Genomic DNA, 21,160 nt, shown 5'->3' with positions numbered 1-21,160 from the left:
CTGATGCTGGCGGCATTTTGCCTGCTGTTGTTTGCGGGCTTGGTACTCAACCGCGACTTCTGGCGCGAATTGCCGCATAAAGCAGTGCCCTGGCCTGTAGCCGGGGCCAGTGTTTGCGTGCTTGCTTTGTTATGGCAAACCGACGCCGCTGTACTGGATGCCTTATCCATTCATTTTCTGGCACTGACCACTTTGGTGTTGTTGTTTGGTTTGCGCTTAAGCTGCCTGCTGTTTGTGCTGGTGATGGCGCTGCAATGGCTGATGAACACCCAAAGCCTGGATCAATTGCTTTGGGCTTTAGCCTCTGGCTGGTTGGTACTGGCGCTGAATTATGCTGTTTACCTGCTCTGTTTTTATTATTTGAAGCGACACTTGTTTGTCTATTTATTTGTTGCGGCTTTTTTAAACAGCGCTTTGGCTCTGGTAGTATTTATGCTGCTGCAAGCCTGGTATCACGCGGATCAGTACAGTGCGCATCAACTCTACGACAGTTACTTAATTTTTATTCCACTGGCGGCTTTGCCGGAAGCTTTGCTTAATGGCATGGCGATGACCCTGCTGGTCATTTACAAACCAGAGTGGGTCTATACCTATTCTCGGCGAATTTATTTGTCCGAAAAATAAAGAGGACGACTGGCTTACAGCCAGTCGCGAAGAAAGGTCTTATCCAGTTGCCCAAAAGCCTGTTTGAGCAGCAACGCCAAATCTGCATAACGCAATTTGTGTTGTGGGTTTTGGGTTTGTAGCCCCTGCGCCTGCATCTTCTGTTTAATTTCACCATACCAGCTACTCAGGCCAGGCGGCAATTCAGTTTGCGCTCTTTTTCCCAGCCAATACCAGCCCTGAAACGGCATAGATAAAATAAACAGCATCATGGTCAGGATCAGCGGCAATTGGCTTGAGCCAAGCTGGTTAAACTGCACAACTGCACCCAACACTGCGATGACAGGCAATGTTTTTTGCGCAAATACTGTCATGCGGATAATTTTGTTTTCCGGAAAAACTGCATTTAATTGAGGTACCACAGGCCAGTCACGGCTGTACTGCATCCCCGCTTTGAGTGTCGAAAACGTAGCTGACATCGCAGGCACTCCTCTTGATGATGGGTGTATTTACCACAAGGTCGTTCGTTCGGAGTCTACCCCCTGTACTTACTATCGTCCAGCTTTGGCTGAAACTAAAGGTAAAATCGGCCTGACCTTAAAATATTCTCTGGTTAACTGATCAAACACGGCTAATATCAACATTTTTGAAACAAACAAAGCTCAAATGTTTTACGGCAAAAGTTTCAGATTGAAGATGAAAACTATCAGTTTCCTGCCTTTGCCCAACTATTTGCTAAAGGCCAAACTAAACAAATTTTGTGCCATTAGTATTTAACCATTAAATTCAAACAGTTAAAGCAGTTAAACATAACAACACACAAAGTTATCCACAGAATCTGTGGACAACAGTAACAAAGAATGCATAAGGCTTACATGGTTTTGTCATCAAATATGACTGTTGTTTATCAGCTTTTCATGACGTTTTTATATTCAAACCCAGGAAATACCTTATTTTGTTTGACTGCCCTACTCTGCACAAGTTCTGCCGCCTGACTAAAAGCCGGAAAAATAATCCGGCTTACAGGAAGTCTTCGCCAAATTCTGTTTTTTTCGTTACTATCAAGCCATATTCCTTTAAATGTTTTTGCCCATGTTCAGCCCTTTTAGCCTGTTGCACTGGCATACCAGCCTGGATCCACAGTTAAAGTTACGGATCAGAAGTCCGGTCGATGCGTTCAGCCACAACCGTATGGACAGTACAGATCCCCTGATGGTATCAGGCTTACAGGGCGACGGGCTTTGGCTTGAATTACGTGGCACTACTTTATACAGCCCCTTTACAGCCTTGTTCAGCCGGAAAAATCAGACAGGCCAACATCTTCAGTTTATCCACTCCAGCGGATTGAAACTTGTGCTGGATTTTCCACTTTATTGTCAGGATAAACAGGGCCTGGGGTTTCACTGGCTGGTCGGCGAGCACACTAAGGTTCAGGCAGGACAAGCCTTACTGCATTACGATAAGGCGCTGCTCAGTCAGCCTGGTCAGAGCTTCGGGTTGTTTTTACGTATTGCCCCCCACTCCAAAATTCATAGTATTCATTGCCGTGCAGGTTATCATCAGGCGCTACAGGATGACTTGTTGGCTATTCAATTGGTTAGCGCTTAGGACTTATGGCTTTATGACCCGCATTTATGGCATCAAAAATTGTGGCACTATCAAAAAAGCCCGCAAATGGCTGGAGCTGCAACAACTGCCGCACCAGTATATTGATTATCGTCAGGATGGGATCAGTGCAGCACTTTTAGCAGAATTTATGCAGCAGTTGCAGTGGCAACAATTGCTCAATACCAAAGGTACTACCTACAGAGCCTTACCGGATGCAGACAAAGACAACATGACGGCTGAAAAAGCCGTGGCACTGATGCTGGCGCAACCGGCCTTGATAAAGCGACCCGTACTTGAGCACAATGGCGCTTTTCATCTTGGTTTTTCAGAAAAAAATTATCAGACAATTTTTGGGATCTCCGCATGAGCACAGCAGTACTAGATCTGACCAAAGACTTAATCAGCCGCCAGTCGGTCACTCCGGAAGATGCCGGTTGCCAGCAATTAATGGCACAACGTCTTGAAGCTTTAGGTTTTACTATTGAGTCGATGTTTTTTGAAGACACACTGAATTTATGGGCGCGCAGAGGTCAGGGGAAACCCTTATTTTGTTTTGCCGGTCATACAGACGTAGTACCAACAGGACCACTGGATCAATGGACCAGCCCGCCATTTGCACCTGAAATTCGTGATGGCATGTTATACGGCCGTGGCGCTGCGGATATGAAAGGCAGCCTGGCCGCTATGGTGGTAGCGACAGAGCGTTTTTTAGCCAGTAATCCGGAGCTTACTGGTGATATTGCCTTTTTAATTACCAGCGATGAAGAAGGCCCATTTATCAATGGCACCAAACGTGTCATTGAAGTACTGGAAAGCCGTCAGGAAAAAATAACATGGTGTTTAGTGGGTGAGCCATCCAGCAGCCAACAATTGGGCGATGTGATTAAAAATGGCCGTCGCGGTTCTTTAACAGGTTATCTGACGGTCAAAGGTATTCAGGGCCATGTGGCTTATCCACACCTGGTGGACAACCCTATTCATAAAGCAGCTCCTGCGCTGGCGGAATTAGCACAAACCGTCTGGGATCAAGGCAATGCTTATTTCCCTGCCACCAGTTTTCAGATCTCCAATATTCATGCTGGCACCGGTGCCACTAATGTAGTGCCTGGCGATGTGCAACTGACCTTTAACTTCCGTTACAGCACTGAAGTGACAGCAGAACAATTGCAACAGCGGGTTCTGGCGATTTTGGATCAGCATGGCCTGAACTACAGTATCGACTGGGTCTTTAATGGCCTGCCTTTCCTGACCGACAGTGGTGAGCTGGTGGCTGCCGCTGTGCATGCAGTGCACAAGGTAAAAGGCTTTGCACCATCACTGGAAACCTCGGGCGGTACTTCAGATGGTCGTTTTATCGCGCCTACAGGCGCTCAGGTGCTGGAACTCGGTCCTTGTAATGGCACCATTCATAAAATAAACGAATGCGTGGCAGTGGCTGATTTGGAACCTTTAGCCGATATGTATCAGCATATATTGCAGCATCTGGTCGCCAAATGAATGTAGCTAAGCTTCTGACAGGCTTTGACGAATCAGCTCTGGTCGAACTGGAGCTGAAGCATCGATTAATGCCACAAGTCAAAGCAGCTTATCTGCAGATGCAACAGGCTGCGGCTTTGGATGGCATCGAATTGGCCTTGGTTTCGTCGTACCGCTCTTTTGCCCAGCAGGCGAGAATTTGGACAGCTAAATATACAGGTCAGCGCCCTGTCTACAATAAAGCACAGCAACAGGTTGATATCCATAGCTTAACTGGCTTTGCCAAAGTGGAAGCTATTTTATTGTACTCTGCTTTGCCCGGCGCCAGCCGCCATCATTGGGGCACGGATCTGGATGTATTTGACAAGGCAGCAGTAGCGGCTGATTATCAGGTGCAATTACTGGATGCAGAGTATCAACCAGGTGGTCCTTTTTATGCTTTGGATCAGTGGCTGCAGCAACGTGCTGCCGACTTTGGCTTTTTCCGGCCTTATTTATACGATCAAGGCGGCGTAGCAAAAGAGGCCTGGCATTTAAGCTATCGTCCTTTGGCCGAGGGTTATTTAAAGTCCTTTGAGCACAACATGCTGGCTCAAGCTATAACTCAAAGTGAACTGCCGGATAAAGCATTGTTGCTTGAACATCTGCCGCTGATTTTTCAGCGTTATGTCTGCACTATTTGTAAGGATTAAATATGACCCTAAACCTATGGTGGATGCTGCTTATTATTTTTGGCCTGGTGCTGGGTAATTTGTGGTTGCTGCGTCTGAATAAAAAACGCCAGCAGGTAAAACCGAGAAAAGAAATCAAACAGAAAAAGACCACTGAAGGTGGTGTCACCGGAACTATAGTGGCGGGCAGCGGTACAGAAGTACACAAGAACAAACAGCTTGATACTGACCACCACAACTCATCAGAGGGTGGCTCTGATGGCGGTGGTGGCACTGACTAGCATTTTTCGGCTGGCGTTTTAGCCTTTGTTATCAAAGCTGGAAAAACCTTTTAAAAAGCGTTGCAGCTGATCTTTTAAGTTCGGCGGCACACCCTGAATAATCAGCAGATCTTTTTCTATATCGTAGCGGATACGTTCGCCTAAATGCTTTTGTTCAAAGCTGATACTGACGCCACCACCAGCACCTGAAAACTTCACCAGGGTTTTTAACTCTTTGACATCAACCGGGAATTGGTCAGGTACTTCAATATTCTGCTCTGCGCAGTAATCAGTAAAAGCGCGGGCGTCACTGCTGTCGATCGTGGCCGAGAGTTCCTGTAAATGCACATCCAGGCCTTGTTTGGTTTGTTCTTCACAGTACTCATAAACTTGTTTACGCACTGCCGACTTTTCGCTGGCATCGTAATCAGAGGCCGATAAATACTCTTCAACAGAAGCCAACACCACTTTGCTTTGCTCTTTAGCGACCATGCCCTCAGCACAACCTAAAAAGTCGAGGAAGAAGTCAGCGACTTTACGTCCTGCTCTGCCACGAATAAAGGAAATGTACTTGTTTTGCTCTGGGCTGGTTTGGTATTCGGTTAAATCAATACGAGCTGCCAGCTGCATCCGGGCTATATCCAGATGCTGATCGGTGGAAAGTAATAAATCCGGTGTCACACTGAAGTGATCTTTACTGCCTAATAAAGTCACCAACACATATTCCGTCGCCAGATACCGATAATGACAGAGCATAAAATAGCCGGTTTCCTGAATTTGATGCTGTACCAATTGCACCACCAACTGACTGGTGGCTTGTTCTGCCAGCTGCAGAAAACTGCGTTCCTGCGCTTGCCACTCTGCTAAAGGCAGCGCCATTCTGTCCTGTAAGTCGTCGGCAAAAGTTGCATAGCCCTTGGCTGGTTTGCCGTTATAGGCTAAATGCAGTTGCTCGATTAAATGCGCCACAGATTGCGATACCGGCACCAACTCCTGACGAAATTGCGCCTGCAACTGCTCACTTTCAGTACTTTCGATAAAATTTATTGCCAGATGCAACACATCGACGGACATATATTTTCCTGTTCTCAGCTAATTCTGCTAGTATTCCCCGCTGTTCCATTTTATTTCGAGCAGAGACCTTCATGCCTATTGTATCAAAGTATTCGACCGACCAAATTGAAAAGATCGTTAACACTCTGCTGGAGCAATTACGTGCAGAGGATGCGACGACGGAATTAAGCCTGATGTGTTTAGGCAATACCATCAGTCATATTATCAATACCAGTGTTCCTGCTGCTCAGCGTATGGATGTGGTGACTCATTTTGGTCAGGCGCTCAAAGACGCCGTCAACAGCAAGAAACAATAACTTTATGGTGCTGGAACAAAACCTGTCATTGGTCAATAAAGTAAACCGCCTGCTGAACTGGGGTCACTGGTTTACTTTTTTTAATATCCTGCTGGCGCTGGTGATCACATCAGCCTACTGGTGGGCAGAACCTTTGCCACAAAGCATCACCGGCTGGTTGTATCTGGTAACCAACTGGCTGGGCCACACCGCCTTTTTATGTTTTTTGTTTTTTATTCTGACGATATTCCCTGTCACTCTTATTTTTCCATACCAGCGCCATGTGCGGGGTATAGCCGCAGCTTTAGCCACCTTAGGCCTGGTCGCGTTAATTTTTGACGCTTATGTCTATCAGGCCCTTGGTTACCATGTCGGCAGCGCCTCCAGCGAACAAACCATAGATTTATTACGCCAGCAGGTGGTGACTAATCTGCGTAATTTTATTCTGATCACCTCTGTAGTGGCTGCTTTATTGCTGGCGATAGAGTTAGTGCTGAGTAACTTATGCTGGAAAAAGGTGCCACGACTGCAGGCCTCTGGTTTAGGTCAACCCGCGCTTTATCTGTTTTTAGGTTGTTTTGTCACCAGTCACAGCTTACATATTTGGGCTGATGCTCAACTGGATCTGGATGTGCTGAAACAAGACAATGTGTTGCCTTTTACTTATCCTGCGACAGCCAATACTTTTTTAGCCAAATACAATGTGCTGGATTTATCCCGTTTACAGGAAACCAAAGCAGAGCAGTTGCAACGCCCGACCAACTGGCGTGAACCCGAAACTCTGCAATGCGTCAATCAACAGACTGAAGCCGTTACAGTACTGATTGTGCCCGCTTTATCTGCTTCTGATACAGCACTTTTGGAACAACACAACTTCAAAGCACACCCGCTGCATTTTGCGCCTGTTGAAGCCCCCAGTGCCTTGCTGAATTTACTCTATGGCAGCATGCAGCTGAATAAAGACATGGATGTTACTTTACAGCAAGCTCCGGTCTGGATGGAGCAATTGCCAGCAGGACAACTGAGCATCAGCGCCAGTGACGCACAATTCCAACAACTACTGCCCTGGTTAGCTTTAAGCCCGGATGCAGCGGCGCCATTGCAGATCAAGTTCAGCAGCGATTTAGCAGCAGACTTAACTCAGCCAGATCAAGGGCAACAGCTACTGGTGCTGACTCTGCAGGCCAGAGATTCACAATTTGACCTGGCACCAGCTCAGCTTTACAGCCGTTGGCCTGCTTTGCATAGGGCTATATCCAATACAGTGACCCAACATCTGGATCTGATCCCTACTCTGTTGGCCCAACTTGGCTGCCACAGCAACTGGCCTGGTGATAACTGGTTTACACCTTCTGCTTATCCAAAGCTGAATTTATTACCTCACCAGATGGTCAGTTTTAAAAAGGACAAAATGATTTTAGTGCGGGATGATGGCAGTTACAGTGTTTGGTCTGCAGGTACTCTGGTACCACTGAATGAAAAACTGGATATCCCTCAGTTGACCGACGCATTAAAACGGGTGCAACAGCAGTAGCTGCAAAACAAGGCTTTAAAAAACCACCGAGCGGTGGTTTTTTATTGCATACACCTATTGAAGCCTTTTTGGCGCTTTGATCAATCGATCACGTTTGCCCTGCAATTCAAGCTCAGCCAAATGAAATAAATTAGTAAAAACCAAAGCTGGTGCTTCCCGCTGGAACGTCTCTACAAAGGCGATGCTGGCTTCAGCAATCAGCTGATTCACTTTTTGATCATACAAAGAATAGCCATCATAACTGTATGGTTCGTTCAATTCAGCCAACTGGTGCTGCTTTTGCTGACGCATAAACCAGTTGATTAAAAACTCATACTCTTTGACATCCAAAAGTTCACGACAATCTAACCCCATCAGGGTTTCTCCTGTGTTCGTACCCAGCGCTGAAGATGCGGTCTTATCTTCAAAAAAATGCGATAAAGCCAGTCAGCGCAGCAGGTAAAGGGCGGAATTCTTAAAAACAGCCCCAGCATACGCCAATACGCAAACTGCGACCAGAGCATGGCAAAAGCAGCTGCCCCTTTGTAATAGCTCTGTCCGTCAACCCGTACATGCATGCGTTGCAGCGCGCTACATCTGTCCAGCTCTGTTGGCAGCTCTGCATTTAAATCGGTTAAATCCAGCCAGATCACAGGCACCCGGCTTTTCAAAGCACGAAAATAAGCAATTTCCCGTCGGCACAAAGGGCAGCCGCCATCGTAAAAAACTTCAAGTGATTTCATTTTATGCTCCTGTTACTGCTTTAATACGCATACCTGTGGTTTTAAGATCGGTTGAACATAAAAAACGATAACGGCGATTGGATTAATTCGTTTTCGATGCCAAGTACAGCAAGCTAAGCTTGATGAACATTCAGATCTTTGGAGCCATACCATGTTAAAAACAATGACTTTTGCCGTGCTGCATTTTACTGTGGCTTTTAGCGTAGCTTACCTGTTAACTGGTGATTTGCTGGTGGGTGGTTTAGTCGCGACTATAGAGCCTGCGATCAATACTGTCGCTTACTTCTTTCATGAAAAAGCCTGGAACCGTATAGCACTGCGGCAAAAACTGCAGCATCAACTGCAAGCCTGAGCAGCTTCACCTCAGGCTATTCACACAAGCTGCATTATTCCGACGAACAAGGTACACTAGCGCCCTTTTGATTTGTACTGCGGATTTGTTATGGCCTTAAAGGCGACCATTTTTAAAGCAAGCCTTGCTGTGGCGGATATGTCACGCCATCATTATCAGGACTATAACCTGACACTTGCCCAGCACCCTTCTGAAACCACAGAGCGTATGATGTTACGTTTGTTGGCTTTTGCCTTGTGTGCCCATGAAGATTTGAGCTTTGGTAAAGGTATTTCTGATGAGGATGAAGGGGCTTTGTATCGCCAAAATCTGACAGGTGATTATCAGCTCTGGGTTGAGCTGGGTTTGCCGGAAGAAAAACGTTTACGCCGCGCCAGTCATAAAACTCAACAATTGTTACTGCTCGCTTACGGCGGTACTGCTGTCGATAAATGGTACAGCTCGGAGCAAAAAGCGTTGAGTCAGTTAAAAAACCTGACCATAGTAGCGGTGTCTCCTGCGGATACAGCAGAGCTTGCGAAATTATGCGACAGAAGCATGCAGCTACAATGCACTATTAATGAAGGCCAGATCTGGTTTGGCAATTCAGCCCAAAGCGTACAGGTCCAACTACAATTTATTCAACAGTCAACCCCAGCCTTGCTGGCATCGGAGTAATCACATGACCCAACTCGCTTTAGGCAAACTGAACAAACTGGCCGTCAAAAAGCAGGTCGAATTTGGCGTTTACTTAGATGGCTTAAGCTGGGGTGATATTTTATTACCTAAACGTTATGTGCCTGCTGGCACAGAGATTGGTACAGTGCTTGAAGTACTGCTGTATCTGGACTCTGAAGATCAGCTGATTGCCACTACAGAAAAACCTTATGTGATGGTCGGTCAGGTTGCACAGCTCAAAGCTGTAGCTATCACCAAAGTAGGTGCCTTTTTAAACTGGGGTCTGAAAAAAGACTTACTGGTGCCTTTTAGCGAACAACAAATTCCGATGCAACTGGATAAATATTATCTGGTGTACTGTTATGTTGATAAAAGTAACCGCATTGTCGCCTCAGCCAAGCTGGACAGATACATAGGCAAAGACACGCCGGATTATCAACCAGGCGATGAAGTACAGTTTTATGTCGCGTCTCAGACTGATCTTGGCTACAAAGTAGTAGTGGATCATCAGCACTGGGGCTTATTGTATAAAAATCAGGTATTTAAACCCCTGCGTATCGGCTACAAAGGCACAGCTTATGTGCAGAAAATGCGTGACGACTTCCGTATTGATCTGATGCTGGACAAACCTGGTTATGAAAAAGCTCAGGCTTTTACTGATGTGATTTTAGAGCGCCTAAAGCACAAAGGCGGCAGCTTGCCGATATCGGATAAAAGCACGCCGGAGCAAATTTACGGTGAGTTTGGTGTCAGTAAAAAGATGTTTAAGCAAGCCATAGGTGCTTTATATAAAGCTGGCCAAATCGTTATTGAAGCAGAGGCCATCCGCCTAAACCAAACACAAAGTAATTGAAGTTGCAGCTAGGCGGCAAGTGAGCGAGACCCCAGGAGCATAGTTGTCCTATGTGACTGGGGCGAGTAGCGTAGCCAACAACGCTGCAGCTTTAAGTACGAAGTGTTTAACGTAGCCATTTGATTGCATCGGCTGCAGGCAAAGCCTTAGCAAACCAATAGCCCTGCCCGGCATCACAACCCAGTTCTTTTAATAACTGCCGCTGTAAACTGGTTTCCACTCCTTCTGCCACTACTTTTAAATTCAAAGTTTTAGCTAAAGCAATCACAGTATTAACCACAGGGTTATCCTGGATCCGGGGTTTCATATTGGCAATAAAAGAGCGGTCAATTTTTAGCACGTCCAGTTTAAATTCATTCAGATAACTTAAACTGGAGTACCCGGTGCCAAAATCATCCAGCAGTACTTTCACCCCATGCTGACGCAGCTGTTTTAAGCACAAACGCGCCTGATCGATATTTTCAATCAAAGCCCGCTCTGTAATTTCTATCGCCAGATAACGGGCTGGAACATCAGCGTCCGCCAGTTTCTGGATCACTGCAGTGGCAAAATCAGGCTCTGAGAATGCCAGACCTGATACATTAACGCTGACATAAAAAGGCGTGCCGTAATTTTGTCGCCACAGACGGATTTGTTCGATACTTTGCGACAATACATAATGGTCGATCAGCCCTATCAAGCCGTTTTTTTCGGCAAAAGGAATAAATTGATCCGGCGTGATCACGCCCTGAGTCTGGTGAGTCCAGCGAATTAACGCCTCAAAGCCCAGAGTGTCGTCTGTCTCCAGGCAGATAATAGGCTGATAATGCAGCATAAAATGCTGCTGCGCCAAAGCCGCTTTAATTTCCAGCCCTAATTTGAACTCCTGACTTTCCTGCGCCTGCATATCTGCTGAATAAATACGGTAGACACCACGGCCATCCTGTTTGGCCTGATACATAGCGATATCAGCGCGGCGAATAAGCTCGTCCGCTGACTGCAGCTGATCCCCTGAATTAGCCAGCGCTATGCCAATACTGCAAGAGGTTAGCAGCGTATGCTCCCCGACCAATAAAGGTTGCTGCAGCGCCTGAATAATACGTTGGGCTACCTCTGTGACATCAGAGAGCCCTGCCACATCCTCCAGTACCACGGCAAATTCATCGCCGCCTAAACGTGCCAGTGTATCGGTCTGACGCATACATTGCTTCAGCACCCGTCCAACCTGAATAAGAAAATCATCGCCGACCTGATGACCTAAAGTGTCATTGACGGTTTTAAAACGGTCTAAATCCAGGTACATCACCGCCAGATGGTTGGCTGGAAAACGTTGCATTCGTTTAAACGCCTGACCAATTCTGTCCATCAACAGACTGCGGTTGGGTAAAGCCGTTAAAGCGTCATGTAATGCCTGATGCTGTAAACGTTTTTCGGAGAATACCCGCTCCAGCGCGTTGGAGATATGCTGGGAGACAAAAATCATCAGCTCCAGATCACGTTCTGTGTATTGAATATTGGCGACATAACTTTGCACCACCACTACACCACGCACTGTTTCACTGGACTGAAAAGGCACACCTAACCAGGCTTCAGGCTCAGAACCATATGAGTTAACATCATACTCTTGCTCAAAGGCCGCTATCTCTTCCCGCAGGATCAATAACGGCTTATTGGAGCGAAACACATGGCCCGTCAGGCTGTGTTCCAGTACATCTTTGCCAAAGACCTGATCGGGATGTAAATCATCTTCGGTATCGGCGAAGTATGGAAATTGTAGCAACTCGGCTTCATCATCGTACAAAGCAATAAAAAAGTTTGGCGCATAAATCAGTGAATTCACGATTTGATGCATTCTTTTGTAGAAACCGGAGAAATCGTTGGCAAAATAAGAGAAGGAGGCTATTTCGTATAAGGCTTTTTGTAAGCGCTCTGCATATTCAAGTTTACTGACTGACGACTCGAGAGTATCCAGCATCTGCGCCTTTCGAAGTTTACTGGCCAGAATAGAGGCCACCACTTCAAGAATTTGCTGATGTTCAAGGGTAAAATAATTAATATGAGAGTGTTCACAGTCAATCACCCCCAACACCTCATCACCATCCAGAATAGGCACAACCAGCTCCGACAAGCTGGGCACTAAATCAGCCAGATAATGAGGATCATTCCGGGTATCAGACACCAGCACAGACGCTTTAGTGCTGGCGGCATAACCCACCAGTCCATGACCAATTTTTAATTCAGCTATGCCTAAATGGGAAGGTAAATCGCGGGTACCTGTGCCTGCTTTACGCACCAGTGTTTGTCGATCCGGTGCCAGAATAAAAATAGCACAATCGACAAAGCCTAAGCCTGCCACGACATGTTTTGCAGCATAATTAAGAATGTCATCCGCGCCCGTCAACTCATGCAGATCAATGGCAAACTGATTAATTAAGCTTAGTCTGGCATTTTCTTGCTGTAACAGCTGGAGTTGAGCGTGAAGAACACTGATATCAGTTTGGGGCAGTGAAGTGGTCACGGTCGTCATACAGACTCTACTACATTAATACGTAGAAAGTTATAGACGACCGCGCTTTAATAAGCAACGAAAAGTTAGATTTTGTTCCTATTCAAAGGTTTAGTGAAGACTAAATGCACAGCACTGGTGGCTCTCTCCAAAAAGCCGCCTTCGCAGTAACACAAGTAAAAATGCCAGAGACGGATAAACTGATCGTCATAGCCCAATTGATGTAATTTATCGCGTGACGCCATAAAATTGTGACACCAGTCCTGCAAGGTTCGGGCATAGTCCAGACCTATGTCCTGTACCTGACGCAGAGCTAAATCCGTGTAGTTTGCCACTGCATTACTCATGCGCTGTATCGATGGCAAACAACCGCCGGGAAAAATGTAGCGTTTAATAAAATCAACTTCTTTGACATAGTGGCTGTAGCGCTGATCGGCTATGGTGATGGCCTGTAACACCATCAAACCATCGTCTTTGAGTAAACTTGAGCATTTGGCAAAATACTGATCTAAAAACTCATCGCCCACAGCTTCAATCATTTCTATAGACACCAGCTTATCGTAAGTACCGGTTAAATCCCGGTAATCCTGAAATAACAAGGTAATTTGTGATTCCAATCCAGCTTCACGGATTTGTTGTGCCGCATAGTCATGTTGTTCACGGGAAATAGTAGTAGTGGTGACTTTGCAGCCGTAATTGCGGGCGGCAAAAATAGCCATACTGCCCCAACCAGTGCCAATTTCTATCAGATGATCACTGGGTTTTAACTGTAGCTTGTCACAAATAGATTTCAGCTTGTTCAGCTGTGCCTGCTCCAGTGTGCAGCTTTCAGTTTCATAAACAGCGCTGGAGTACATCATGCTTGGGTCTAAAAACAACTGATACATGGCATTACCTAAATCGTAATGCGCTGAAATATTTTTGCGTGACTGCTCTTTAGTATTGCGATTACGCCAGTCCAGCAACTTTAAGGCAGGTTTACTTAAGCGCGCCCATGCCGACTCGAGTTTATCCAGCAGAGACGCATTACGAGCCAGCAATTGCACCAGCACTGTTAAATGATCACAGCGCCACTGACCCAAAATATAGGATTCGCCGGCCCCGACAGAACCTGCAAAGGCAAGTTTCTGATAAAAATCCGGATCCAATACAGTAAGTGTTGTTTGCAATTCCCCTCTTCCATCGCCCAGCAAGGTTTGTTCCTGGCCTTCGACCAGTAAAATAGCGCCGTATTGCAGCTGGTTGAGCTGTTTCAGTACCAAAGTACGACAGGTTTTATCAAACCAACTTAAATTTTGAAAAGGGCATTGTCCGGTAATAGAAACCGTCATCTTGGTGTTTCCTTTGACTTAGGGTGGCCATACACAGGTACTGCTTTGAACAGCAGTTTCATCGCATGCCAATAAATTCGGGTCATCACTTGTACGTTTTGCCATGGACGGCGGATCAGTAAGCTTTTAAGCAAACTCAGATTAAAAGGCTGCACAGCCAGATGGAACCAGGCGCTGAACACTTTTTGTTCTGCTTTAAAATTCGTGATACTTAATTCCAGTTGCTCTGCATCAGCCAGCACCGTCCAGTGGTATTGCATATCCATAGGATTAAAAGGCGACACATGAAAGGCTTTATCATGCTGATAATGAGAGCGCTCTGCGTCAGCAACAGGCACCAGATAATAATGCCGTTCATTCCATGGGGTGTTACTCACCTCAGCCAACAAGGCCACCAGCTGTTTTGTAGCATTAAAGCAGTAATACAACGTCAGAGGGCTAAAGTAATAACCCCAGTTCGCCAGCGGGCTCATCATGCAGACTTTAGCTACAGCGCCTGTAAAACCTAAATCCCGTACTTTTTGCCGCACGGCTTCTGTTAAATCTGCAGCTCCGGGTAAATAGTCAGCACGACGATAACTACAGGCCGCAAGTCGTGCTTTTGACCATAACCAGCCTTTAGCCGGAATGCGGTCCAGTTCGTCCAGATCCAGCCAGAAGTAATGCACCTGATAATCAAAACCATGTACTTTGGGCAGATAGCGCTTATGCCCTACTTCACCTGTTAATACCGCATGACCTGATGGGATCAAAACTCCACTCCCATGGCATGGGCTATATCCACTGCACTTCGCACCCCATCTTCATGGAAACCGTTATACCAATAAGCTCCACAAAACCAGCTATTATTGACACCATTAATTTCAGCACGGCGTTGCTGTGCTGCAATAGTGCAGTGGTTAAAGACCGGATGATCGTACTGAAAACGTTTTAAAATTTTACTCTGATCTATGGCCTGACTATGGTTCAGCGTCACCACAAAAGTCACTGGGGCTTCAATGCCCTGCAGAATATTCATGTTGTAACTTAAAGTGGCATGACTGGAAGCGTCACCAGTCAGATGGTAATTCCAGGCAGCCCAGGCCGCTTTGCGTTTGGGTAAAATGCGTTGGTCTGTATGCAGAATCACTTCGTTCTTTTGATATGCAATACCGCCTAATACCTGACGCTCTGCCTCTGTCGGGTCTTTTAACAGCGCCAGAGCCTGATCGCTATGGCACGCAAAGACCACCTGGTCAAAAGACTCTGTGCGTCCATCAGTAAACTCCAGCGTAACGCCATCTGCATGTCGTGTGACTGATTTTACCGGACTATTAAGCTGTACCTGCTCTGGATTAAGGCGATTAAGCAAAGCACGCACATATTGGCGCGATCCGCCTTTAATCACTGACCACTGTGGCCTGTCAGCCACATTCAGCAAACCATGGTTTTTGAAGAAATTCAGGAAAAACCGCAGTGGAAATGACGGCATATCGGCAAGGCCTGACGACCAGATGGCGGCCCCCATCGGCAATAAATAGTCATTCCGAAGTTCTTTGCCTAAGTTGTGTTTGGCCAGAAACTCGTCAATCAGTAAGTCCAGATCAGGATGGTTTTGCTCCAGCAGTGCTTTACCCAATTTGTTAAACCGGACAATATCGAGCAGCATACGCCAAAATGAAGGGCGAAACAGATTGCGACGCTGGGCAAATAAAGTCGACAGCGTATGACCATTGTATTCCAGACCCGTATCGGCTTTTTTCACCGAAAAACTCATTTGGGTGGGCTGTGATTCCACCTTAAGTTCGGCTAAAAACTTATTAAACAGCGGATAAGTCCAGTTGTTAAACACAATAAAACCTGTGTCTATGGCATAGTCTTTCCCTTCGACCTGCACATCCACTGTGGCGGTATGGCCCCCCAGATAAGAGCCAGCTTCAAATAAGGTTACATCATGCTGGCGCTGCAACAAATACCAGCTGATCATGCCGGAGATACCGCCACCTACTACTGCAATTTTCATTTTACCCTTCCTACTTAAAGCCGCAGCATTGTTGACTGCGCTTACTCGCCCCGGTCACATAGTGGCCTATGCTCCCAGGACCTCGATTGCTTGTCGCCTCCCTGCAACTTCACGTTGTTTGGGTAAAGGCCGTTCTTACGTAAAGCCGCAGCTTCCTTGACTGCGGTCACTGGCCCCGGTCACATAGTGGTTCTATGCTCCAGGGGCCTCGATTACTTGTCGCCTCCCTGCAACTTCACGTTGTTTGGGTTGAAGCGTTATTCGCCATTTTTTGCTTAATTTTTTTTGTGACCCAACCCAGCAGCGGAATATGTTCCAGTACCATTTCATTTAAGTCGTAATAGTCTCTGTGGTACGCAATTTTGCCTTCGCTGTCCCAGTGCACGACTGAGCAGCCATGCACAGAAATCGCTTTACCATTGCCAATAGCATCATGGGTAAAAGTCATGATCCAGCTCAGGCAGCCCTGACTTTCATTCGCTATTTTTGAGGTGGCGACAAAATGACAACTGCTTAATCTGGCATAAGCGTGAGAAAAATACTGCTGTAACTGCTCCAGCCCCAGCATATGATGAACGGGGTCGATAAACTCAACGTTAGCCGCATACAAGTGATGCAGTGAGTCTAAGTTGTTCTGGCTCAGGTTATTGTAAAAGCTCAAAAATTCATCCAGCCGTTCTGTCGCTTGGTGTTCATTCATGATCAGACTTATCCTGCGGTTTTTTAACAGTATGAAATAACTCTAAGGTGCGAAGCCTTGCTTTGCTGTGGTCCACCATGGGTTTGACATAGTCACTCCACAGCGGCAAAGGATGTGGCCAGTGAATTTGCTTTTTTGGCACATCAGCAAGCTCTGGCAGCATAGCCTTGATAAATACGCCGTCCGGGTCAAAACGTTCACTTTGAGTCACAGGATTAAAAATGCGGAAATAAGGTGCAGCGTCTGTGCCTGTAGAAGCGGCCCATTGCCAGCCACCATTATTGGCAGCAAAATCACCATCAATCAGCTTCGACATAAAATACTGCTCACCCCAGCGCCAGTCGATATGTAAGTCCTTCACCAGAAAACTGGCCACTATCATGCGTAACCTGTTGTGCATCCAGCCGGTTTGATTCAACTGACGCATAGCAGCATCCACTATCGGATAACCGGTTTTGCCCTCACACCAGGCCTGAAACAGCTGCGGATTATTAGGCCAGACAATACCGTCTGTGTCTTTTTGGAAGGCTTTGTGTTTAATCAAATCCGGAAAGGCCATCAGAATATGATGATAAAAATCCCGCCATACCAGTTCAGACAGCCAGACTGAAGCCCCTGATTTTTCTCTGTCCCAGTCGCTCGCCGCTTCCAGTTGCAAACGACTGATGCACTGCTGAGCAGATACAACCCCTATCGCCAGATAAGCCGACAAAGAAGAAGTACCATCTAAAGCCGGAAAATCCCGCTCTGTTTGATAAAAAGCCGCTTTGTCACGACAAAACTGCCGCATTTGCTCCAGAACCTTCAGCTCTTCCACCCCATAAGCTGCTGAACTGCCATCCCCTCGTTGCATCGTCGGTAACGCAGGCAATTGCAGCGTTACGTCAGCTAAAGCTTTGGGCTTAGGGAAGCAGCGCACACCGGTTTCACGCAAACGCGCCAGCCAGGTTTTCTTAAAAGGTGTAAAAATCTGATAAATACCCCCGGTTTTACTTAAGATTGAACCTGGTGGCATAACAGCTTTTCGGTCAAACCAAAAGCTGGTTTTGCCGGCATCAGCAAAAGTGGCGCTGACCTTGTTGTCGCGAAGCCGTTCCCGTAATTCGTATTCATTATGGCCATATAAAGCTTCTGCCCCAGCGTCGATAAATTGTTGCAGCAGCGCAGGTAAAGCATCGTAATGGCTGCCTTCAACCGCCAGTAAAGGAATATTCAGCAACGCCAGCTCAGTTTGTAACTGCACAACACGACGACGAATAAAATCTTGTTTGATGGGCGCCATAAAATGCTGCTGCCAGCTATCAGGTGTTGCAACAAAAAGCGCAACCACAGGCAAACCGGACTGACAAGCTTCAAACAAGGCCTGATTGTCATAAACACGCAAATCATTACGCAACCAGACAAGAGAAAATGCTGTGTTTTTCATCAGGCGCGTAACCCCAGTTCATCGGGAAGAAATGCCTGCAGATCACTAAGCAGCCAATCCAAAGAAAATGTCATATTCATCAGGCGCGTAACCCCAGTTCATCGGGGAAAGGCTGCAGATACTGCTGCGCCGCCACATACTGATGCGGATGTTGCGACAAATGGTGGCGCAATAGTGTCAAAGGTGCCAGTAAGGGCAAATGACCCTGCCGGTATTTATGGATCAGCTTCAGCAATTCCTGCTTGGCTTCGCTACTGAGCATTTTCTTAAAAAAGCCCTGCAAATGCATCAGCACATTGGCTTGCTGTTTGCGGGTCGCTTGTTGTTTTAAAGCCTGCATTAAATCCAGTAAATAACGCTGTGCCAATTCATCTGGAGCAAAAAGTTTCGCCTGAGCCACCAAGCGACCTAGTTCACGATAAGCTGTTGGACTATGCGCCATCACCAGAAACTTATAACGACTGTGAAAGGCCACTAACTTACCGACAGTAAAACCCGATTGCAGCATTTGCTGGTAGTCGTGACAGGCGAAAATGCGGGTCACAAAGTTTTCCCTTAAATTGCTGTCAAGTAAACGGCCATCCTCTTCTACAGGTAACCAGGGATAGCTATGCATCAGCTTCTGCGTGAAAACACCGACTCCAACTTTGCCTAACTGATTGCCATGCTGATCATTTAAACGCACCCGCTCCATACCGCAGCTGGGTGATTTGGCGCAGACAATGTAACCAGACAACTGCTTTAATTCCGGCAGCAATTTGTCGGTAAATTGTGCCATGGTGTCGGTGTGATCGATGCTGCTGTCTTTGCTGTTTACTAATCTCACTTGCTGATCCGCATTGAGCTGCAGCCGAATAGCTGGACGAGGTACACCTAAGCCTATGGCCTGTTCAGGACAGACCGGCACATAAGACACAAAAGGAGCAAGAGTGCTGTTGCAGAAGTCTGACGCTTTATGGCCGGCATCAAAACGCACTTTTTGTCCAAGCACACAAGCGCTGACACCAATTTGGATACTCATAATACTGACTCACAAAGAAGATCACGGAGATGACTAGATTTGTTTACAGATCAGCAGCTTCATTGGATCACTGCAAGTTAAAATATTTGGTAGTAACACACTAGTCAGGAGCCTTTGTTCAGATCGGAACACAGTGACTATAGCCTGCATAACAAAGTCGGTTAAAAAACGGCCAACACTGTGCCAATGCCCGGATGGGTGCCAGTGGCTCTGCGCACTGACCGGAGCATTTTTCTGGACGGCAAAAAGCTGCGCCATAAGGCGCAGCTTTTATCAGCACGAAAATAACTTTTTATTAGTAAGAATAACTGAAAGTTACACCACTAAAAGTCGAATAAGCTCTGATACCAACATGCCAGGTACCTGCTTGCGGATTCGTGATAGTACACTGCTCTGCATTACCGTCTAAGTATGGTCGGCAGTTGTATTGGCTGGTTGTTGGCTGGCTGTTGTAGCGCACATACAAATCTGCATCACCTGAACCACCTGCTATGGTAAAGGTTAAGGTGCTGACACCAGATGGGATAACGTAAGAACCCCGTAACCAGTTGCCCGTAGTGGCGGAGAGATTAGGATAAGTTTCACCACCTGTAGGAGGAGGGTTACCACCACCACCGCCGCTACAACCATTGGCGGTCAGATAATCCACTGCAGCTTTGGCCTGAACTATACCAAAACCAAATGAGTTGTCACGACCAGCCGTACCTCTGTCTTGTGCTGTTGCTTGTAAAGCGCTACGAATTTGCGGTGCTGTACATTGTGGATGGTTACTCCAGACTAAAGCAGCCACACCGGCAACATGCGGAGAAGCCATAGAGGTACCGCTGATGCTGTTGTAGCCCCCATTGTTCCAGGTTGAACTCACAGCCACACCAGGGCCTGCTAATTCCACCTGAGCGTTACGCTGGGAGAAACTGGCCAGATTACGGTTTGAATCCACAGCAGCCACTGAAACTACAGCATCATAAGATGCAGGATAAGACAAGCTGGTATTACCGGCATTGCCTGCGGCAGCAATCAGTAACATGCCGTCATTGTAGAAATTAGTCATGGCGCTTTGTTCAGTCTGACTGGAACTTCCGCCTCCTAAACTCATATTGACCACTTTAGCACCAGCATTCTGACAAGACTGAATACCATCAATCAGATCAGAAGCAAAAGTCCAGTTGCCTGAGTCGTTAAATATTTTAACAATATGAACCCCAGCCTGACCTGAAGGTAAGACCCCCACTACACCGTCATTGTTATTCAGTGCGACCATAGTGCCTGCCACGTGAGTACCGTGACCATTGCCATCTGTGGACCAGCTGCCATGGCCTGAAAACGCAAAGCCTGTCACACCTGAGCTCGGTAAATCGACATGATTTAGACGATAGCCAGTGTCAATAACACAAACCGGGGTGTTAGCCGCGTTGTTATCACTGACCTGATTGGCCTGAACCATTGAAATGCCATAAGGTGTGCTTTGCGCCATGGGTGTAATAACATCAAACAGATAACGCTTTTGATCCACTTCGATGTACTGCACTTCCGGATCCGACACCATGGCTTGTAACTGACGTGGATTTAATTCCAGCACACTGGATTTCACTGAACTTAAGTGTTTGATCACTTTGCCTTTGTATTTACGCGCAAAGGTTTCAGCTCTTTGCACTGAAAATGCAGCAGCAGACTGAGCGCCGTTTTGTAAAGAGCCTGTGCTGCCATCTTTATATTTAACGATGTAACGTTTGGTACTGTCATCACTTGGATCAATTGCAGCAACACTGGCAGCAGTGACAAACTCTGGTCCATCCACCGCAGCAGCGACAGCCACTGAAGTTAAGGATAAAGCAAAACAACCAGCAGTTCCCAGTAACAGTACTTTGTTTCTATTTTTCATATGTGTACCTTGTAAGAATTTTGAAGTCCTTGATGTGAAGTTGCATCCTGCGGCTCAAAACTTAGCAAGGCATAAAGATTAGTCTTTATATTATTGTTATATATTTATTATATATTCTTTACAATTGGTTGAATTTATTAAAACTTGTGACTTTTTGTACAGTAAGAGTTGTAGTTGCAACACCAGGACCTGATCAGAACAGTCTTAAAGGGAGTTTTTACAATAAAA

The 21,160-nt window shown here is 46.4% G+C and carries 23 protein-coding genes; 11 read left to right on the top strand and 12 right to left on the bottom strand.

The window, feature by feature from the left end; translation table 11 throughout:
- The first annotated feature begins 3 nt into the window (after positions 1–3).
- Entirely contained in the window at positions 4–624 is a 621-nt protein-coding gene (locus tag RHEIN_RS06620) for an energy-coupling factor ABC transporter permease (RefSeq protein WP_008898204.1), read from the top strand.
- 14 nt (positions 625–638) lie between these two features.
- Here the strand turns inward: RHEIN_RS06620 and yfbV are convergent, their stop codons facing one another.
- Positions 639–1,082 (bottom strand): terminus macrodomain insulation protein YfbV, encoded by a 444-nt coding sequence (yfbV, locus tag RHEIN_RS06615; RefSeq protein WP_008898203.1) that lies wholly within the window; start codon positions 1,080–1,082, stop codon positions 639–641.
- 613 nt (positions 1,083–1,695) lie between these two features.
- Here yfbV and RHEIN_RS20335 point away from each other — a divergent pair.
- Genes RHEIN_RS20335 through RHEIN_RS06590 form a run of 5 tightly spaced genes read left to right on the top strand, consistent with a single transcriptional unit; the run spans position 1,696 to position 4,639 of the window.
- The gene (locus tag RHEIN_RS20335) at positions 1,696–2,211 is read left to right on the top strand and encodes a PTS glucose transporter subunit IIA (protein WP_158005469.1); all 516 of its coding nucleotides are present in this window, start codon (positions 1,696–1,698) and stop codon (positions 2,209–2,211) included.
- Between the two features lie 13 nt (positions 2,212–2,224).
- The gene (locus tag RHEIN_RS06605; RefSeq protein WP_008898201.1) at positions 2,225–2,578 is read left to right on the top strand and encodes an ArsC family reductase; all 354 of its coding nucleotides are present in this window, start codon (positions 2,225–2,227) and stop codon (positions 2,576–2,578) included.
- Positions 2,575–3,708, top strand: a complete 1,134-nt coding sequence (gene dapE / locus RHEIN_RS06600; protein WP_008898200.1) for a succinyl-diaminopimelate desuccinylase — start codon at positions 2,575–2,577, stop codon at positions 3,706–3,708. Before RHEIN_RS06605 ends, dapE begins: the two co-directional genes overlap by 4 nt.
- Positions 3,705–4,379, top strand: a complete 675-nt coding sequence (locus tag RHEIN_RS06595) for a M15 family metallopeptidase (RefSeq protein WP_008898199.1) — start codon at positions 3,705–3,707, stop codon at positions 4,377–4,379. Before dapE ends, RHEIN_RS06595 begins: the two co-directional genes overlap by 4 nt.
- A 2-nt stretch (positions 4,380–4,381) precedes the next feature.
- A complete protein-coding gene (locus RHEIN_RS06590) occupies positions 4,382–4,639 on the top strand; it encodes a Protein of unknown function (DUF2897) (protein WP_008898198.1) in 258 nt (85 codons plus the stop codon).
- An 18-nt stretch (positions 4,640–4,657) separates the two neighbouring features.
- Here the strand turns inward: RHEIN_RS06590 and yejK are convergent, their stop codons facing one another.
- Entirely contained in the window at positions 4,658–5,692 is a 1,035-nt protein-coding gene (gene yejK, locus RHEIN_RS06585) for a nucleoid-associated protein YejK (RefSeq protein WP_008898197.1), read from the bottom strand.
- Between the two features lie 71 nt (positions 5,693–5,763).
- Here yejK and RHEIN_RS06580 point away from each other — a divergent pair, with 71 nt between their 5' ends.
- Together RHEIN_RS06580 and RHEIN_RS06575 are read left to right on the top strand one after the other, a co-directional pair.
- On the top strand, positions 5,764–5,988 hold the full coding sequence (locus tag RHEIN_RS06580; protein WP_008898196.1) for a DUF1414 domain-containing protein: 225 nt from the start codon (positions 5,764–5,766) through the stop codon (positions 5,986–5,988).
- Positions 5,989–5,992: 4 nt separating this feature from the next.
- Entirely contained in the window at positions 5,993–7,501 is a 1,509-nt protein-coding gene (locus RHEIN_RS06575; protein ID WP_008898195.1) for a DUF3413 domain-containing protein, read from the top strand.
- A 54-nt stretch (positions 7,502–7,555) separates the two neighbouring features.
- Here RHEIN_RS06575 and RHEIN_RS06570 read toward each other — a convergent pair whose 3' ends face one another.
- Positions 7,556–7,855: a hypothetical protein gene (locus tag RHEIN_RS06570; RefSeq protein ID WP_008898194.1), complete on the bottom strand. Its 300-nt coding sequence runs from the start codon at positions 7,853–7,855 to the stop codon at positions 7,556–7,558.
- The gene (locus tag RHEIN_RS06565) at positions 7,855–8,223 is read right to left on the bottom strand and encodes a thiol-disulfide oxidoreductase DCC family protein (protein WP_008898193.1); all 369 of its coding nucleotides are present in this window, start codon (positions 8,221–8,223) and stop codon (positions 7,855–7,857) included. The genes RHEIN_RS06570 and RHEIN_RS06565 overlap by 1 nt, the downstream gene beginning before the upstream one ends.
- A gap of 151 nt (positions 8,224–8,374) precedes the next feature.
- On the opposite strand from RHEIN_RS06565, the gene RHEIN_RS06560 reads away from it, so the two are divergent.
- From RHEIN_RS06560 to RHEIN_RS06550, 3 genes are all read left to right on the top strand, one after another.
- Positions 8,375–8,575: a DUF2061 domain-containing protein gene (locus RHEIN_RS06560; protein ID WP_008898192.1), complete on the top strand. Its 201-nt coding sequence runs from the start codon at positions 8,375–8,377 to the stop codon at positions 8,573–8,575.
- Positions 8,576–8,665: 90 nt separating this feature from the next.
- On the top strand, positions 8,666–9,232 hold the full coding sequence (locus tag RHEIN_RS06555; RefSeq protein ID WP_008898191.1) for a YaeQ family protein: 567 nt from the start codon (positions 8,666–8,668) through the stop codon (positions 9,230–9,232).
- Between the two features lie 4 nt (positions 9,233–9,236).
- Entirely contained in the window at positions 9,237–10,085 is an 849-nt protein-coding gene (locus RHEIN_RS06550; RefSeq protein ID WP_008898190.1) for a CvfB family protein, read from the top strand.
- A gap of 106 nt (positions 10,086–10,191) precedes the next feature.
- Here the strand turns inward: RHEIN_RS06550 and RHEIN_RS06545 are convergent, their stop codons facing one another.
- The 8 genes from RHEIN_RS06545 to RHEIN_RS06505 all read right to left on the bottom strand — a co-directional run bounded on the left by RHEIN_RS06545 (position 10,192) and on the right by RHEIN_RS06505 (position 20,932).
- The gene (locus RHEIN_RS06545) at positions 10,192–12,591 is read right to left on the bottom strand and encodes an EAL domain-containing protein (RefSeq protein WP_008898189.1); all 2,400 of its coding nucleotides are present in this window, start codon (positions 12,589–12,591) and stop codon (positions 10,192–10,194) included.
- A 65-nt stretch (positions 12,592–12,656) separates the two neighbouring features.
- Entirely contained in the window at positions 12,657–13,901 is a 1,245-nt protein-coding gene (locus RHEIN_RS06540) for an SAM-dependent methyltransferase (protein ID WP_008898188.1), read from the bottom strand.
- Positions 13,898–14,653 (bottom strand): DUF1365 domain-containing protein, encoded by a 756-nt coding sequence (locus tag RHEIN_RS06535; RefSeq protein ID WP_008898187.1) that lies wholly within the window; start codon positions 14,651–14,653, stop codon positions 13,898–13,900. The genes RHEIN_RS06540 and RHEIN_RS06535 overlap by 4 nt, the downstream gene beginning before the upstream one ends.
- Positions 14,650–15,903 carry an NAD(P)/FAD-dependent oxidoreductase gene (locus tag RHEIN_RS06530; RefSeq protein ID WP_008898186.1) on the bottom strand — a complete coding sequence of 418 codons (1,254 nt, stop codon included), beginning with the start codon at positions 15,901–15,903 and terminating at the stop codon, positions 14,650–14,652. The genes RHEIN_RS06535 and RHEIN_RS06530 overlap by 4 nt, the downstream gene beginning before the upstream one ends.
- A gap of 235 nt (positions 15,904–16,138) precedes the next feature.
- The gene (locus tag RHEIN_RS06525; protein WP_008898185.1) at positions 16,139–16,603 is read right to left on the bottom strand and encodes a nuclear transport factor 2 family protein; all 465 of its coding nucleotides are present in this window, start codon (positions 16,601–16,603) and stop codon (positions 16,139–16,141) included.
- Positions 16,596–18,029 carry a deoxyribodipyrimidine photo-lyase gene (gene phrB / locus RHEIN_RS06520; protein WP_008898184.1) on the bottom strand — a complete coding sequence of 478 codons (1,434 nt, stop codon included), beginning with the start codon at positions 18,027–18,029 and terminating at the stop codon, positions 16,596–16,598. Before phrB ends, RHEIN_RS06525 begins: the two co-directional genes overlap by 8 nt.
- A 79-nt stretch (positions 18,030–18,108) precedes the next feature.
- Positions 18,109–19,050, bottom strand: coding sequence for a YbgA family protein (locus tag RHEIN_RS06515; RefSeq protein WP_008898183.1), 942 nt, complete (start codon positions 19,048–19,050; stop codon positions 18,109–18,111).
- 295 nt (positions 19,051–19,345) lie between these two features.
- A complete protein-coding gene (locus RHEIN_RS06505; RefSeq protein ID WP_008898182.1) occupies positions 19,346–20,932 on the bottom strand; it encodes a S8 family serine peptidase in 1,587 nt (528 codons plus the stop codon).
- Positions 20,933–21,160 lie beyond the last annotated feature (228 nt).

This window comes from Rheinheimera sp. A13L (assembly GCF_000217935.1).
Classification (GTDB): Bacteria; Pseudomonadota; Gammaproteobacteria; order Enterobacterales; family Alteromonadaceae; genus Pararheinheimera.
The sequence above is the reverse complement of the archived record's forward strand: the minus strand, read 5'-3'. Positions and strand labels throughout refer to the sequence as shown.

Excerpts from the sequence above, each read along its gene's own strand:
- RHEIN_RS06570 (WP_008898194.1), bottom strand. The coding sequence starts at position 7,855 with ATGGGGTTAGATTGTCGTGAACTTTTGGATGTCAAAGAGTATGAGTTT.
- RHEIN_RS06530 (WP_008898186.1), bottom strand. The coding sequence starts at position 15,903 with ATGAAAATTGCAGTAGTAGGTGGCGGTATCTCCGGCATGATCAGCTGG.
- RHEIN_RS06565 (WP_008898193.1), bottom strand. The coding sequence starts at position 8,223 with ATGAAATCACTTGAAGTTTTTTACGATGGCGGCTGCCCTTTGTGCCGA.
- RHEIN_RS06515 (WP_008898183.1), bottom strand. The coding sequence starts at position 19,050 with ATGAGTATCCAAATTGGTGTCAGCGCTTGTGTGCTTGGACAAAAAGTG.
- RHEIN_RS06575 (WP_008898195.1), top strand. The coding sequence starts at position 5,993 with ATGGTGCTGGAACAAAACCTGTCATTGGTCAATAAAGTAAACCGCCTG.
- RHEIN_RS06580 (WP_008898196.1), top strand. The coding sequence starts at position 5,764 with ATGCCTATTGTATCAAAGTATTCGACCGACCAAATTGAAAAGATCGTT.
- RHEIN_RS06525 (WP_008898185.1), bottom strand. The coding sequence starts at position 16,603 with ATGAATGAACACCAAGCGACAGAACGGCTGGATGAATTTTTGAGCTTT.
- RHEIN_RS06560 (WP_008898192.1), top strand. The coding sequence starts at position 8,375 with ATGTTAAAAACAATGACTTTTGCCGTGCTGCATTTTACTGTGGCTTTT.
- phrB (WP_008898184.1), bottom strand. The coding sequence starts at position 18,029 with ATGAAAAACACAGCATTTTCTCTTGTCTGGTTGCGTAATGATTTGCGT.
- RHEIN_RS06540 (WP_008898188.1), bottom strand. The coding sequence starts at position 13,901 with ATGACGGTTTCTATTACCGGACAATGCCCTTTTCAAAATTTAAGTTGG.
- RHEIN_RS06590 (WP_008898198.1), top strand. The coding sequence starts at position 4,382 with ATGACCCTAAACCTATGGTGGATGCTGCTTATTATTTTTGGCCTGGTG.
- RHEIN_RS06550 (WP_008898190.1), top strand. The coding sequence starts at position 9,237 with ATGACCCAACTCGCTTTAGGCAAACTGAACAAACTGGCCGTCAAAAAG.
- dapE (WP_008898200.1), top strand. The coding sequence starts at position 2,575 with ATGAGCACAGCAGTACTAGATCTGACCAAAGACTTAATCAGCCGCCAG.
- RHEIN_RS06545 (WP_008898189.1), bottom strand. The coding sequence starts at position 12,591 with ATGACGACCGTGACCACTTCACTGCCCCAAACTGATATCAGTGTTCTT.
- RHEIN_RS06555 (WP_008898191.1), top strand. The coding sequence starts at position 8,666 with ATGGCCTTAAAGGCGACCATTTTTAAAGCAAGCCTTGCTGTGGCGGAT.
- RHEIN_RS20335 (WP_158005469.1), top strand. The coding sequence starts at position 1,696 with ATGTTCAGCCCTTTTAGCCTGTTGCACTGGCATACCAGCCTGGATCCA.
- yfbV (WP_008898203.1), bottom strand. The coding sequence starts at position 1,082 with ATGTCAGCTACGTTTTCGACACTCAAAGCGGGGATGCAGTACAGCCGT.
- yejK (WP_008898197.1), bottom strand. The coding sequence starts at position 5,692 with ATGTCCGTCGATGTGTTGCATCTGGCAATAAATTTTATCGAAAGTACT.
- RHEIN_RS06595 (WP_008898199.1), top strand. The coding sequence starts at position 3,705 with ATGAATGTAGCTAAGCTTCTGACAGGCTTTGACGAATCAGCTCTGGTC.
- RHEIN_RS06605 (WP_008898201.1), top strand. The coding sequence starts at position 2,225 with ATGACCCGCATTTATGGCATCAAAAATTGTGGCACTATCAAAAAAGCC.
- RHEIN_RS06505 (WP_008898182.1), bottom strand. The coding sequence starts at position 20,932 with ATGAAAAATAGAAACAAAGTACTGTTACTGGGAACTGCTGGTTGTTTT.
- RHEIN_RS06620 (WP_008898204.1), top strand. The coding sequence starts at position 4 with ATGCTGGCGGCATTTTGCCTGCTGTTGTTTGCGGGCTTGGTACTCAAC.